At 23.4% G+C, this 15,947-nt stretch carries 16 protein-coding genes; 1 reads left to right on the top strand and 15 read right to left on the bottom strand.

Annotation, left to right across the window (positions count from 1 at the left end; all coding sequences use genetic code 4):
* Positions 1–83: 83 nt before the first annotated feature.
* The 3 genes from AACK96_RS03030 to AACK96_RS03020 all read right to left on the bottom strand — a co-directional run bounded on the left by AACK96_RS03030 (position 84) and on the right by AACK96_RS03020 (position 2,720).
* Complete coding sequence (locus AACK96_RS03030; protein WP_338974980.1) at positions 84–287, bottom strand: hypothetical protein; 204 nt, start codon at positions 285–287, stop codon at positions 84–86.
* Position 288: 1 nt separating this feature from the next.
* The gene (locus AACK96_RS03025) at positions 289–864 is read right to left on the bottom strand and encodes a hypothetical protein (RefSeq protein WP_338973854.1); all 576 of its coding nucleotides are present in this window, start codon (positions 862–864) and stop codon (positions 289–291) included.
* A 149-nt stretch (positions 865–1,013) separates the two neighbouring features.
* Positions 1,014–2,720 (bottom strand): hypothetical protein, encoded by a 1,707-nt coding sequence (locus AACK96_RS03020; RefSeq protein ID WP_338974979.1) that lies wholly within the window; start codon positions 2,718–2,720, stop codon positions 1,014–1,016.
* A gap of 73 nt (positions 2,721–2,793) precedes the next feature.
* Here AACK96_RS03020 and AACK96_RS03015 point away from each other — a divergent pair, with 73 nt between their 5' ends.
* Complete coding sequence (locus AACK96_RS03015) at positions 2,794–3,954, top strand: Mbov_0401 family ICE element transposase-like protein (protein WP_338973625.1); 1,161 nt, start codon at positions 2,794–2,796, stop codon at positions 3,952–3,954.
* Between the two features lie 16 nt (positions 3,955–3,970).
* On the opposite strand, the gene AACK96_RS03010 is transcribed toward AACK96_RS03015, so the two are convergent.
* The 12 genes from AACK96_RS03010 to AACK96_RS02955 form a co-directional block, all read right to left on the bottom strand.
* The gene (locus AACK96_RS03010; protein ID WP_338974978.1) at positions 3,971–5,188 is read right to left on the bottom strand and encodes a hypothetical protein; all 1,218 of its coding nucleotides are present in this window, start codon (positions 5,186–5,188) and stop codon (positions 3,971–3,973) included.
* Position 5,189: 1 nt separating this feature from the next.
* On the bottom strand, positions 5,190–6,227 hold the full coding sequence (locus AACK96_RS03005) for a lipoate--protein ligase (protein WP_338974977.1): 1,038 nt from the start codon (positions 6,225–6,227) through the stop codon (positions 5,190–5,192).
* A gap of 37 nt (positions 6,228–6,264) precedes the next feature.
* The gene (locus AACK96_RS03000) at positions 6,265–6,528 is read right to left on the bottom strand and encodes a hypothetical protein (RefSeq protein WP_338975139.1); all 264 of its coding nucleotides are present in this window, start codon (positions 6,526–6,528) and stop codon (positions 6,265–6,267) included.
* Positions 6,529–6,555: 27 nt separating this feature from the next.
* Entirely contained in the window at positions 6,556–7,056 is a 501-nt protein-coding gene (locus AACK96_RS02995; protein WP_338975131.1) for an IS630 family transposase, read from the bottom strand.
* 28 nt (positions 7,057–7,084) lie between these two features.
* On the bottom strand, positions 7,085–7,444 hold the full coding sequence (locus tag AACK96_RS02990; RefSeq protein WP_338973555.1) for a helix-turn-helix domain-containing protein: 360 nt from the start codon (positions 7,442–7,444) through the stop codon (positions 7,085–7,087).
* A gap of 244 nt (positions 7,445–7,688) precedes the next feature.
* A complete protein-coding gene (locus tag AACK96_RS02985) occupies positions 7,689–8,753 on the bottom strand; it encodes an alpha/beta hydrolase (RefSeq protein WP_338974976.1) in 1,065 nt (354 codons plus the stop codon).
* Positions 8,754–9,011: 258 nt separating this feature from the next.
* Positions 9,012–9,860 carry a hypothetical protein gene (locus AACK96_RS02980; RefSeq protein ID WP_338974975.1) on the bottom strand — a complete coding sequence of 283 codons (849 nt, stop codon included), beginning with the start codon at positions 9,858–9,860 and terminating at the stop codon, positions 9,012–9,014.
* Between the two features lie 9 nt (positions 9,861–9,869).
* A complete protein-coding gene (locus AACK96_RS02975; protein WP_338974974.1) occupies positions 9,870–12,560 on the bottom strand; it encodes an endo-beta-N-acetylglucosaminidase in 2,691 nt (896 codons plus the stop codon).
* Positions 12,561–12,566: 6 nt separating this feature from the next.
* A complete protein-coding gene (locus tag AACK96_RS02970) occupies positions 12,567–13,445 on the bottom strand; it encodes a hypothetical protein (protein WP_338974973.1) in 879 nt (292 codons plus the stop codon).
* Positions 13,426–14,130, bottom strand: coding sequence for an ATP-binding cassette domain-containing protein (locus AACK96_RS02965; RefSeq protein ID WP_338974972.1), 705 nt, complete (start codon positions 14,128–14,130; stop codon positions 13,426–13,428). Before AACK96_RS02965 ends, AACK96_RS02970 begins: the two co-directional genes overlap by 20 nt.
* 2 nt (positions 14,131–14,132) lie before the next feature.
* Positions 14,133–14,861: a hypothetical protein gene (locus AACK96_RS02960; RefSeq protein WP_338974971.1), complete on the bottom strand. Its 729-nt coding sequence runs from the start codon at positions 14,859–14,861 to the stop codon at positions 14,133–14,135.
* Between the two features lie 88 nt (positions 14,862–14,949).
* Complete coding sequence (locus AACK96_RS02955) at positions 14,950–15,942, bottom strand: lipoate--protein ligase (protein WP_338974970.1); 993 nt, start codon at positions 15,940–15,942, stop codon at positions 14,950–14,952.
* Positions 15,943–15,947: the final 5 nt, after the last annotated feature.

Raw genomic sequence — 15,947 nt, 5'->3', positions numbered from 1 at the left:
TTATTTATCAAAATATCCATCTGGATAAATTCCATCTCACTTGATATCATAACTTTCATCTGGTTTAATTCCAAAATATAATTCTATTTTGTGTTCATCTTTTGTTTTGTGTGACCATATAGTTGTTCCAGCCCCCCCCAGTAAACATTATACTGATGTCCTAAATAATATTGTAAATCATTAGTTTTATGATGTGCTATTGAACCAACTATTAAACCAGTTGTAGCAAGAAATAATGCTAAAATTGATGTTATTTTATAAAAATTTGTTTTTATTCATGTTTTCATATTAAATTACTCCTTTTTGAACATTTAATTTATATTGAGTAGTTGCTGTTTGATTTTGTAAATCATTTGAATTTATTTCATATTTAAAATATTCAAAAACATCAATTCCTTGTTCCGTATTATTTTTTAATATTTTTTCATTTATATTCTTAAAATAATTATGTTTTCAATTTTTATATTCTCTCTTTTTATTATTAGAATTAAAATTATTATTAATAATTTGTTGTTTTTGTTTTTGATTTGAATGTTTAATAAATAAATTATAATTATTAATTATTCTTTCTTTTAAATCTAAATCAAAATATCAAAAATCTAAACTTCAATGAAAATGACTAATATATTTTCGTCAGCATTTTTGTGCAATAACATAATTAAGTTCTTCAAACTCAAATTTTAAAATATTTGTATTTAATTCATCTTTTAAAACAGTAAGAAATTGTATATTTTGAATTAATTCTTTTTCATAATTAATATTTTCTTTTAATAAAGTTTTATAAGTGGCTAATTCAATAATATTTTTTTTCCAATCATCATTTATAATTTTTATTAATTGATTATTATTAACAACTATTTTCATATTAAATTACTCCTTTTTCCTTGATTTTACTTTTAAATTGTACTATTTTTGATTATTTTTACAAGTATGCTTTTAAATGGAAAATAACGCCTAAATTAAAGGCGTTTATTTTGTGATACCTATACTATTAATTATATTGAAATTGTTTATTATATAGCAAATGTGAAGATACTTTTTTTCACAGTAGCATTATTTTTACCCCTAATTACATTTTTATATGGATACAGTGCATAAAACAAAGCATCATAAGGGTCTTGATACAAATTTTTGTCAGGAATATTAGTTTTTGTTTCATCATAACGTAATTCTTCTAAACATTGAGTTGTTTTTGGTAAATCATCTTTATTTGCGTAAAAGTTTCCATAACTCATAATATTTCTCATTCAAACTACTCTATTAGTTAATCCGGCTTCTTGATTTAAATTTGAAGCATGTTTAATAGCAGTTTGTGTTATTAAAATAGTATTGTGTTCATCAATTAATTTTTGATTTAATCAATCCATTGCTGTTCTTGCTTTATCATCATAAAAATAAATTGCTTGTTCAAAATTTTCAAAATTATCCATTAATCCTAAAATTTCATTAACATAAGCATTAATTTTTTCATTTTCATTAATAAAATCATTTGGAGTAACTACTAATTCACAAATAATATAAGCATCATAATAACCAGTATTATTATATTCTTTAAAACCAACTACCATAAATACAGTATGGTCTTTTGGTCCCGTAGCTCAATCAATACCAACACTATAAAAATCAAATTTATACATTTCTTTTTCTTGATTATAAAATTGTTTTAAATCATATGATTGTCAATATTTTACTGTTTTTTGAAATGGGAAAATTGTTGCATCGCTATCTAAAAATTCAAAACCATAATAAACAGTATTATATTCATCTGGATTACTTTTTTCCATTTCTAATAATGTTCTTTGTTGAATGTCAGGTAATTTATTTCAAAATGGTTGAATAGTAAATCTTAAAACAAATAAACCTAAACCACTAAACATATCTTTATTTTCATAATAAACTTTACCAACTTTTTTAAGATTTTTCATGACTTCATCATTTAATGGTAAAAATGGTGTACAGTATTTTAAATAAAATGGATGATATTTATCATAAGGATTACATGTAAAAGTAATGAAAAAACTTTTATAAAAATAACGAGTAATCAATTTTCCAAAAGTAGAACTATATATATTATTATCAATAAATGTTCAACTTCACTCTTTAATAGGTTCTTTTGATACTTTAATACGATTACTTCTAAACATAGAGTTTTGTAATCTTTCATATCGATATGTTAATTGCTTTTCTGTCAAAGTTTCTTTTTCTTCTGCCATTATTATTTCATCTGTTCTTGAACCTAAAAAACTTGACCCACCTGCTTCTTTTCCAAAAATTTTATTACCATTAGCATAACCAATAAAGTCAATTTGTTGATTACTTGGAAATATAATACATCCCCCATCCTTAGTAATTTTTCATTTAATGCCATGTGGATTATTAGGTAATAAATTAATATTATATGTATCTAATAAAACTTGACAAACATTCATTAAAGCACCAATTGTAGTTTCACTATGAGTATTTTCATATCTTCTTACTTCTTGAACACTACTATCACTAAAATTACAACATATAAATAAATCAAATGCTAAACAATTTCAAGTTTTTCTTGTTCCACGTGCAGTTGGTACAAAACGATAAAAACAATTAGTTGTAAAAAATTCTGCTCATTCATCACCAACAAATGCTTTAAAAATATCTCAGTTAAAACCATAATTATTATCACTAAAATTAAGATTATATTTTTTATTTAATTGTCCATAACTACTAATAAAAGCCATATTTACTCCTTATTTTTTAAAAAAAATTAAACTTAAATTATTAACAAACAAAAATTAGAAAGGAACATTAAAAATGTTTATATTACCATTCGCAAATCATTTTGATTGAGACAAACATGATTTTAATCAAGATAAATTAAGTTTAAAACAAACAGAAGAATTATTTGCAAAAATAGATGATTATTTATGAAGTATATGTGATAAATCTGAATATAAATCATATAGATTTAGACAACGAAAATTAAAAGCAAAAAAAGGTTTATTAACTTATAAACGACGTATTTGTACACATTATAACACAAAAACACAAAAAATGGAGTACGTATCATTATTAGATAATTATCTTGGTGTTAAAAAATATAGTAAACTTGCACCTAACGTTATTAAACAAATTTTAAAATATTTTGCTGATGGTAAAAAGTATCGTGATGTTTGTGATACTTTTATTGAAGATTTAATAAGTAATAGTACAGTTTGTAGAACATATCAAAAATTTGAATTACCAAAAGCAAATATTCCCAAAATACCATTACAACCAAATCAAAATTTATATGTAAATATTGATGATGGTCATCGAAAATTTAAGTTTAATGAAAAACACAATACTAAAAATTGTAAAAAATGTTCGATGAGATTAATAGTAATGTGTACTGGTAAAAAGAAAAATGGAAAATTAATTAATAAAAGAGCTGTATGTAAAATAAGAGTTTCAAAAACAGAAATTGGTGCTGAAAAAACCGCAAAATTAATAGAAAAATATGGTAATTTATTTTTTGAAAACTTTGACCAAGCAAATTTAATAGTTTGTGGAGATAGTGCAAAATGAATTAGAAAAACTGCTACAATTTTAAATGCTAAATTTATTTTAGATAAATTTCATGCTTTTCATGTTTTATTTCTTGGTATAATGGCAGGAAGAAGAAAAAATCAAATTGCTAAATTACACTATCAAAATGCAATAAATTTATTTGCCAAAGGTGAATATTATGAATTAATTGATTTTTTACAATCATTAACTTTACAATATAAAAAATTAAAAGTTCGTTATTTTATTAATGCCAAAGATGGTTTATTAAACCAAGCATTAGTTGAAAATATTGGTTGCTTTACTGAAACTAATATTAAACAAATTTTAAAACATATGATTGGTGATAGAACTTATAATATTGATATGTATACAAAAATGGTTAATTTTAAATGCTATCAAATAAATACAGCCATCCAGTTATTATAAAATAAAATTAAAGATTTTAAAAAAACAAAAATAAAATAAAACTTATTAAAGATGCTTTAATAAGAATTTTTGAAAAGTAAGTATTATTGTTGACTAATATTTTTCAAGTGTTAAGATTAACATACAATTGCATATTGAAGTCAAAATTATTCTCGTCTAACTTTATAATTTTAAGACAAATTTGAATATTATTGACAACATCGGTATGCTCCCTTTTTATTTTTCTAACAAAATCAGGTTCGGCTACAAAAACAGAAGATAATCCTATCATATCCCCATATTCTAAGGCTTCTAAACATTTATCAGGACTATTTATACCACCACTCACAATAACAGGAATACGTTGATTAATGTGTTGATAAACAACTTTATTCACTAATTGATTAAAATATTTCCCCTGAGATTGAACTTTATATTTATATATATTTCTTCCCCAACTGGCTAGTGCTAAATAATCAATTTTAATGTTTATTAATACTTGATCCATGAATTGTAAAAAATCTTCAATTGGATAACCTATTTCTTGACCTCTAGTTTCTTCAGCTGTAGCTCGATATCCTAAAATAAAATTTTCACTAGCGTGCTTATCAATTGTTTCTCTTACTGCTTGTAAAATTTCTAATCCCAAACGTGAACGATTTTCTAAATTTTGATTACCATAAATGTCATTTCTTTGATTACTAATTACTGAAAAAAAAGCTTGAATTAAAAGTTTTTGTGCTGAAGAAATTTCGACACCATCAAAACCAGATTCAATAGCCCTTAAGGTAGCTTTTTGATAATCTTTAATTAATTCTTTGATTTGCTTAATACTCAGTTCTTGAACTTCATGTGGAAAAGGATACATAAAAGATTGTTTAGAAGGTCCAACTACATAACCTAAACGATTTAAACTAATTATAGAAAAACGACCTGAATGTGCTAACTGTAAAATAGCTTTTGCACCTTTTGATTTCATAGCATTAGCAACTTGTTTTAATGAATCAATATGTTCGTCATTAGCAGCAGAAAAACCAAATTCAAAAATTTGTCCCTCTAAATTAATATAAGCAGCACTAGATATCGCTAAGTATGCACTATGAGCTCTTTTAAGAGCATAATCAATATCTTCTTTACTAGCAAAACCATCATAACTAGAAACATTTAAGGTAATTGGTGAAAGCACAAACCGATTATCAAAAACAAAATTTTTAATTTTGATTGGTGAAAATAATTTAGAATATTTTTTATTCATGTTAACTCAAAATTAATTCTAACAATTGGTCATTATCTATTTTCTTAAAAAAATATGAAGAAATATCCAATTCTTGTAATTTTATTTTTAAATCTTGTTTAATCATTTTAGTACCTTCAAGACCTTTCTCAAAAATAGTTAAATCTTTTGTAGGAAAAAAATCACCACTAATTTTGCAACTTTTAATTTTACCATTATCAATTATTAATGAAATATTCATTGTTCCAATTTCTAAACGTGCTTCACGATTATATTGATAGCGGGGACTTAAACCATAAACCCATTCTCAATTCTTATACTTTTGATCAACTAACTTGTCAATTTCTAGTCATTGCTGATTTGATAAAACGTATCGTTCAACATCTGCTATTTTTTCTACATTCATCAATCGTTTAATAATTTCATCTTTAAACTCAAAAATAGTTAATTTTTTGAATTGTTCATTAAGGTGATTTTTTAATTTATCTACTCTTTGATTAATTGATTTAATTCCTTTTGATTCAATTTTTTTACGACTTGGTTTAAGTGCCAAGATCATAGCATCCAAATCAATATCATAAAGTAATGAATAACCACCATAAATAATATTTTCTTCTTTTAACATAGCTGCTCCAGAAACTTTTTTACCATTAATTGTCAAATCATTTTTTCCACTTTGCATGATATTTTTAATCCCCATATCTTTAAGCACTTTTATAATTGGCTTATAGAATTCTTGGTAATTAGCATAAATCGAATTAATATTAGAATTTAATGGAATTAAAAAACAAAAATTTACTGAATTTGAATCAATAAAAATAGCTCCTCCTCCAGTATCACGACGCACAACTGGAATATTATTTTTATCCAAATATTCTTTATTAACTTCAACCTCTGGATTTTGAAAATATCCCAATTGAATATGAGGATCACAAATAAAAGGAAATATTATCGTTTTGTTTTTTACTTTTAAATTATGTAGTGCTCATACTTGAATCGCTAAAGCATAAGCTCCATCTTTGATATATTTACCATTTCTTATAGGTTCAATTAAAATCATAATATTCCTCCAATTTTATTAAGTTTGTAAATCAATTTTAATTATCTTCAAGTTCTAAAAATTCTTTTTCAACTACATCTGTTAATTTCAAAATTCAATTATCTTTAGACTTTTTTGAATTGAAAAGAGTTGGATTTTCAATTGCTCTTTGATTATATTCCAAAACCTTTCCTGTTAGTGGACTGCGCGCATGCAAAATAGCTTTTGAAGCCTCTACTGTTAATACTAAATCATTTTTATTAACTACATCATTTTCTGTATTATATTTAACATAACACGCCATACCCATATCATCTTGTAATTTGGGTGTAGGACTAATTATGTATAGCTAACGAAAGTAATGTTTACTCATATCTTGAAAAACAAAATCAATCGCGTTTTTAATATTTGGTCAATAATTTGGTAATATTTTTCTTATATTATGTTTTATAGCAAATCAAAAATGTTCAATTGGATTTAAATTAGGAGAATATGGTGGAAGAAATAATAGTTTGCATCCAACATTTTCAATTAATTGTTTTGTTGCTTTAGATTTATGAAACGTCGCATTATCTAAAACTATAATTTGTCCACACTTTAATACTGGAATTAGTATATTTTTAACATATGATTCAAAAATTTTACTATTGCAATGTCCTTCAAATGCTCATAGAGCTTTTAATTTACCTTTATTTAGTGCACCAATTATACTCATTCTCTTTATTTTATATGCAGGTTTATTATCAAATAATCTTTTACCTTTTTCAGACCAACCATATTTATAAAATTCATTATCATCAATTCCAGATTCATCAATATATACCAAATCTTCATTCATTATTTTCGCTATTTCTTTTAAAAAATCTTCTTGTTTATTTTTATCTCTTTGTTCATATAGAAAAGTTTTTTTTATATGTATAATTTAGTTTTTTGAAATAGTTATAAACTGTTTCTTTTGTCATATCACCAAATTTTTCAATTACTTTTTGAACTGTAACATCTTTATTTTCTGCTAAATAATTTTTTAATTCATCTAAATCCTTTATTTTGTGGCTATGTCCTTTTTGATAATTCAAAATTGGTTTTATATTTCCGGTTTTTTGCTTTCTTTTTCTTCATAAAAATAAAGTCTTTCTAGTGATATTGAACACTTTACAAATTTCTTTAATTTTCATGTTTTTACTTTCATAAACTTCTATTACTTTTCTTCGTAAGTCCTCACTGTATGGTTTTGGCATAATTTAATCTTCCTAATCTATTTTAATTATTGCTGAATTATACTTGTAAGTGCAAGAATTGTTTAAATTACATATTATTATTTTACATTATTTATGAGTAAACATTACTTTCGTTAGCTATATATATTATCTTTTTTTTCTATTATTAAACAATTTGCATTTTTTTTCATTTTTTACCCCCTAAAATAAAATAAGAAATGTTCAATGAATAAATTAAGACTATAGTAACTTTTCTTAACTCTATCTAATTATTATTCATTTCATATTTATTAATAAAATTTTTTATCTCATTAATATAAGTTTGATGAGCATTTGGCAAAGTTTCAACATGACCAATATTTTCTAAAAATAAATAATTATAATTTTTATTATTACCTTTAATTTGAAAATTATGAATAACATTTGACATGAAAAATGGGACAAAATCATCTTTTTTACCATGAATTAATAAGGTAGGAACTTTAAATCCTGTTTTTAGTTTTTTTAATAAATCATATTCTAAAATATTTGTATTTGTAAATTTTTGATATCTTTTAGATATACCATTACTAATTAATCATCAAGGTTTTTTATAACGATATTGCATAACGTAACGAAATTGAACAAGTAAATTAGAGAATCCACAATCAGTAATTGCTCAATTAATTGAACTGATTGGTGCATAATTCAACAAATAATAATTAATTGTTGATGCACCCATACTATTACCAATTAAACCAATTGTTTCAACTTGATAATTAGTCTTTAATCAATTAATTAAACAATTAACATCTTGCGCACAAGTAAGACCAGTATCACTATATTGACCATAAGTTTTACCATGAGCAACACTATCAAATGTTAAAATATTATATCCTTCTTGATAAAATCAAGACACTAACCTTAAAGCTAAATATTTATTTTCAGTTCAACCATGAAAACCAATAACTCATTTCTTGCTTTTATTTTTTTGAATAACAGCTAAACAACTAATATCTTCATTATTATTATTTTTAATAACAAATTCTTGATAATTTTCTTTTTTTCAATCAATTGGATAACCATATTTATTAAGTTCTTTAATCTTACAATCATAATAATGATAATCAAAACTATTAATATCAACTAATTGATCATCATTAATTTTAACATTTCCTTCTTTTTGATAAGTAAAACAAAATTTAAAAAATTGTTTTTGATATTTTTTTGAATAAAAATAAACAAAAGGAAATAATAAAATAAGTAATAAAATTTTGCTAAAAGAATAACAAAATTTTTGATAACCATTCATTAAAATTTCGTCACTAACAGAATCATTTATTACCTTCATTTCCCCCAGTCTCTCCTATCTAACAAATTTGTATCAAATCCATATTTGATTAAAAAATAACTAGTTTTATTTCTTATGTACCATGTCCTTTTTTTGTTACAATCTAATTTTCCTTAAAAAATATTTTTTTTCAAGATCTATTTTTAAATTTTATAATTTTTCTTTTTTTAATTATAAAAATAATATATTATTCAATATTTAAATAAACTTATTGTATTTTTAAAAATTAAAAAATAAGAATATATTTTGTTTAATTGCTTATTTTCTAGTACCATGTAAAAAAGAAAAATATGATCCAACAGCAAACAAACCAATAAATGTTAGGCAAGAAAATACTGGTTGATAAATATTGGTGAATGATAGTTTATAATCAACTGAAGGAACAATCTGAAAAAAATTATAATAATTTTTATCACTTTGACTATAAAAAATAAAATTAATTCAAGTTATATATTTTTGTGGTACAAAATATCCAATAATAATGGTTGGTGTTGAAATTGTATATGTCATATCAATAAAAAAGTCACCAAATAAAATAGAAGTTAAAAAAATAATCATATTAATTGTTTGAATTATATAAGGATTTTTTATAGAACCAGAAATTAATAAAGCCAAGAAAAAAATAACAATAATATTTAGACTAATACTAAATATAAGACCAAATCATTGTGAAAAAGTTTTCATTGCTAATATTCATACTGTCATGATATTAGTTCCTTGTAACTGATCAAGAAAAAATAAATATCCAAGTAATATAAATACTGTACAAAAAGAAATAACAAAAATAACAATTAATAAACTTAAAATAAATGCAATCTTATTGATACCAAAATTGTGTAATTGTTTTAAAAAAACTGATTCGCGTCATTGACAAATAAGATGACCAATTAAAAAAATATTAAATAATATTGGTAATAAAATATAACTAGAAACTATAATATAACGATTATATTTAATAATTGACTGTGATGTTAAAAAATAAACTAAACTAAGTAAAATAACGGGCATTATTAAAAAGTAAATATAAGTTCTAAATGTTTTTAAAATTGTTTTAAACATATAACTTATACAATGACTAAAAATTACTATACTATTTTTATTTTTCATATTTCACCTTTAAATTTCTATATTAAACACAAATGATTGTTGAGCAATAACATTATTGTTATAAACTGGTTTAATCATTAATTTTAACTGATTATGAATAGATTTTAAATTTTTTAAAAAATAATAGTTTTGATTAGTTTCGCCAACACGATATCATTTTTTTTCATCAAAATAATAAATAGCATAATAACTTAAATTTTCAATATTAACAGCATCTCATTGAAAACGAGCATTGTATAGTATTTGATTATTAACTGTTCGATTAATTACGTATTCTGATTTTGGATTTGAAATTACTGTATTTTCTTTGATTTGATTATTAGTTGTTGGACTATTTATTTCAAATTCACCAACATTAAACTTAAAATTATTATTAGTTGCTTTAATTTGTAATCCTAATTTAGAAATACGATTAAAAGTATTAATACCACCAATTTTCTTTAAATCCAAAGTAATTTTAACTCAACCACCTTGTAACTCTTCTTCATTATTTGGTGAAAAAGTTTGACGGTTTGCTATTAACGATTTTTGATCAGTAGTAGTAACTAAAAAATTAACTTTAGCATTATTATCACCATTAGTATTATAAATAAAACTGATCTGATGGTCATTTTTAATTAAATTAGTTCCCATAATATCTCAATCATAAACTTTACTTGTATTTCAATCGCCATTAATTATACTACCTTCTTCATTAAAACCCGAACCAATAGCAATTGAATTTCCTTTTTCATACACTTGATCATAATCATAAAAACCAGAAATTTTAGAGATATCTAATGGTTGTTCTGGATGAGCATCATCATAAATTTTTCATTGATAAGTTGGTAAAATATCAGTTAATCTACGATTTGTTCATGGATAATCATTAGCAACAATACTATTACCATTTTGATCATGATTAACAAATTTAATACCACTACCCATTGAAAAATTAGTTTTCTTATTTAAAATTTGATTATCATCAAATAAAGTAGTTCGTTCTTTAACTAAATCACCAATGCCATAACTTGATGAGTTATAACCATTATTAGTTAAATAATTATAAATAGTATCTTTAACAAATGGATTTGGTTTTCCTTTAGTAACTGCAGTTTTTATTCTAGGATCCGATATAAATGCTGCCTCTTGATAATTATCACTTGCGTTTCAACCTTGATAATCATTTGCATTATTATTTGCTTGCATACCAATATTATTATTTCTAATAAAAGTATTTGTTCCTGAAAATTGAATATTATTAAATAAATTTGTTGTTTGTGTCGCAAATAAATAAGCTCTAGTACCATTAACATTATGATTTTTAGCTCAATTATAAGCATAAGATCCAAATGTTCCAGCACCATTATCTAAAAAATCAGAAATTCCAGTATACACATTTTTATTATATTGAGGTTTACCAGCAATCATTGTTTCTGCATACCCTAATTGTCGAAAATCATAACTTCCAAAAAATTGGGCATTAGCTCCAGCATCAAGAATAGTATTTAAATTTTTACCACTATAATTTGGATAATCTGTTAAAAATGATGTTGTTTTATCTGGTGTTTCACCAAAAGTTAATTGAATATCAGTTGGTGTAACTTCACCATTAGTTTTACGATAACCACTATCTGCCATTTTTAATGTTTCAGTATCATTATATCCACTAACACCTTTTGAAACTGTAGCACCATTACGATAAAAAATTATTTTTAATGCTTGAATATTTGGATCACTAGCAGTAGCTACTTTATAATTAAATTCTTTAATAATTTCGGCCATAACATTATAATCTAAAACTGTACCATTGGGAGCAGCGCCGTTTGGTTCATTATTAATAAATCAACCATCAAAGCCATTATAATTAGCAATATTAATTAAAATATCAACTATTTTATAAGTACCATCACTATTTTTGCTAAGAAAATCTTTTAACATTTCTTTTGTTAAACCATGATATCCATCAAGAAAAAGATTACCAAATATTGGTGTTCCATTAATGTGTGCACTATCAATAACATCAGCTGGTGGTGGAACAATTGGCCCTTCAAATCAAGAACCTGATCAATTAATAAAATAATTAGTATATTGTCAATTTAATGGTGTATTTTCAAATGGATTTTTTGTCCCTACTATTGTATTATCAAAAGTACGATGTTTTCGTGTTGAAAATCCTAGTTGATTATAATTAATATTCTCATCTTGGTTACTTGAGTTGTATGTTGCTACAAATTGACGTTTCTGTAAAGGTACTGTTGCTCGATTATACTTTGCATCATAGTCTTTTTGTGGATTCCAATCTAAAATTGAATTCATTCTTAAATATTTTCGAGCTGAAGAAGTTATACCAAAATCAGAAGCATAATTACCATTAGGCATAAAACCTTTATTCAAAGGAACGCCAGTCACTGCTTGTTTTTTAATGTTTTGTGTTCATTGAAAACCAGTATTAAATTTTGAATAATTTAAATAATGACCAGTATTGCTTGGTTTAACATTTCCCAAATCATTAATATTACCAATATTATTAATAATATTTTGCGAGTTAGTATTATCAAAATTAATACCATCTCCATAATCTGAATTTGTTCAGTCAAAATTTGGTAAACCATTTAAATAATCACTACCATCTAAACTACCAATATTACAAGCAACTACTAAACTAGCAGGAGCAGAAATTAAACTAAAAACACCAAAAAGTAATAATATTTTTTTCATTATTTTTTATCCTTTCATTCCTCAATTAAAAAATCTTTTTGATAAATAAGAAAACAACATAGTAAATATCAAGATTCCAATTAATGTTTGCCAAATACTAGTAAAAACAACAAATGATATTTCATTATAATTTTGAATAATTTGACTTATTCCTAGTGGATCTAAAAATTGATATGAAGTAATCAACATATTAAACCAAATAAAATATTTAGTTGGACACAAATAACCAATAATAATAAATATTAAATTATTGTTAGTTACTGTTGGTTGAATTAAAACATCCGAAAAAATAATGAAAAATATGGTAAAAACAGCAAGCATTACAAATGATAAATTAAACTTAGGGAAAAATGTTGTAATAAATATGTTAGCAACTGTTAAAAAAAATGTTAATAATATCATAGCAAATATATAGAAAATTCAAATAAATCATCTAATATTAGAAAGCAAATTTAGATGAAAATTAAATATTGAAATTAAAGAATAAATATTATAACAAATAATATTAATACTTACTGATAATGATACCATTATTAAATTTGATAAAAAAATTGTTAAAATAATATAATATTCATTAATACCAATTATTTTTATTCTTTTTAAAAAGTTTTTCTTTCGCCACTCAATCATAAATATTCCTAAATAAAAAGATGAAATAAAAACTGATATTGATAAAAAATTTAACAAAATGGGAGGTAAAATTTGATAGTAACTATAATTATTTCATAATCATGATGATAATGCAGAAATTAAAAAACCTAATAAAAATACAAAAATGTAAGTTCTAGGATTTACAAAAATTACTTTTGAAATTAAAGAAAAAAGTCTTGAAAATTTAGAAACAGTACTTTGTTTGAATAATTCTTTAGTTACCATTAACTTCATTTTGATAATACTCCACCATCATTTTACGTAAACTACCATATTTTTTTATAATTGCATCAATACTTTGGTCTTGATAAATTTCACCATTTTTTAAAATTACTACCCGATCACAAAGTAATTCAACTTCTTCTGGTGTGTGTGAAACAATTAATAAATTAATTTTTTTAATTTCTTTTCATGACTTAATAAAATTAACAAGTTTAATTTGCATTTTTAAATCTAAACCAGTAACTAACTCATCTAAAATTAAAATTTCAGGATCATTTAAAATTGATAAAAAACAATTAAATCTTTGTCTTTGACCACCCGAAAGTAAAGAAATTTCTTTTTTCAAAATATCATTTAACTCAAAAACATCAATTAATCCTTTGCCTTCTTCACTTTTAATATATTTTTTATTTTTATAAAATTTAATTAAATCAATAATTCGTGTACCAACTGGTCAATAACCTTCTTGAAATTGAACACCAATTTTCCGACTAACCTTTTTACCAACATCATCAAGAAATAATACTTTACCTGATGTTGGTTTTAAAACTTGTGAAATTATTTCAACCAAAGTAGTTTTACCAGAACCATTAGCACCTAAAATAGCAAGTGATTGTGAAGCAGGTATCTCTAAATTAATATTTTTTAAAACCTGATTTTTACCATAATTTTTACTTATATTTTCTAGAATAATCATTTTTATTTTCCTTGTAAATTATTATTTAAAATTTCTTCATATAATTGATTAAACATTTTTTTCATATCAGAATCCAAAATTAATAATGGCTTTACTGTATTGGCAATGGGTGGTTTATTTCACATATATTCACCTTTGTTATTTCGTTCCACATATTTATCAAAAGTATAAAAATCAATATCAATTGATTTTTCAATTGTTCTACCTAAATCTTGAATTCAAATTTTTACTCATTGAAAATAAAAACCAGCTTCAAAATACTTCATAACTCATAAGTTTAAATATTCATTTGCATTAATATAATTACTACTTGGATCATTAATTTTATTAATAGTAAACTCAATAAAATATGTTCGCAATGTTAAGGCCATGTATATTTGCATTGATTGTGAATGAATAATTTTATTATTAATATAATCATTAATATCTGCTGTTGGTATACCAATTTCATCATAGCCAGGTTTACCAGCATTTTTACTTGCTGAATCACGGTATTTATCAAATTCAGCAAGATAAAAATTATTAAAACCATTAACAATATCATCATTAGTTTTACCTACTTTATCAATAGCATCTTGATATAAAAATTGTCAAACATTTAATTGATTTCTATCTTTTTTTGGTCAACCACGTGTTGGATAAAGAATATCATTTATACTATTTGTTTGATCAAAACTATTATTTACTAAAAATGTAATAACATTGCTAATTGGTGTTATAAAAATAAACATTATAAATAAAATCCATAAATATTTCTTCATATTTCCTCTTTAATATTAGTTATAAAAGTAAGAATATCATAAATAAGAATTTTATTCATTATTTTATTATACTTTTTATGATTTCTTCAACAAGAAAATTTTCACCAAAAATTTCATTAATATTAGCATTTTCAATGATATTAGTAATAATTGCTAAATTATATTTTTGTTTTTCTAGTTTTTTTTCTAAACTAGTAGTACCTGCTGAGCCTAGGAAATCACCATATATTTTAATATTTTCAATAATTCCTGCCTTAACATTCATTCAAACGTGAATAGTTCCTTTACTAGGAAAAAGTGTTTTATGCTTTAAATCAAAATCTGGAGATTTACCATAAACTCAATCTCAAGTTCGATATTTAGTATTTGCTAATAATTCAATATCAGCAATCATTTTTTCAGAAAATTCCATAATCTTTGTATTTTTTGTACTTTTTAATTGTTCAATAATTAAATTTTGAAATTCTTCAATTGTTATTGGTGGATTTAATAATGGTAAAATATTTGTTACTCGTGCTTGTACTGATTTAATACCTTTTGATTTTAATTTATCCAAATCAGGTTTTAATACTTTTGGTAACATTTGCATATCAACATTAAAAAGAATAGTACCATGATGTAAAATTCGATTTTTATATGTATATTGGGCATTACCCGATATTTTTTTATCATCAACTAAAATATCATTTTTACCACTAAATTGAGCATTTAAACCTAGACTTTGTAAAACATTAACTATTGGTTTTGTAAAAAGAGCATAATTACGAGCATTATCTTTATTTTTATCAAAAATAAAAGTAAAATTTAAATTTCCTAAATCTTGATAAACAGCTCCACCACCAGATAATCTTCGTACAACATTAACTTTTTTTGTTCTTACATATTCATTATTAATTTCTTCAATTGTATTTTGGTTTCTACCAACAACAATAGTATTATTATTTTGTCATAATAATAAGATTTCATCAGTTATATAAGGATTAGTAATCAAATATTCTTCGGCTGCTAAATTAAAATATGGGTCTTTGCTATTATTAATATAATAAATCATTATTA

It is taken from the genome of Spiroplasma endosymbiont of Tricholauxania praeusta, assembly GCF_964019535.1.
GTDB classification, from domain to species: domain Bacteria; phylum Bacillota_I; class Bacilli_A; order Mycoplasmatales; family VBWQ01; genus Spiroplasma_E; species Spiroplasma_E ixodetis_A.
Note: the sequence above shows the minus strand (reverse complement) of the source record. Positions and strands in the feature narration are given on the sequence as shown.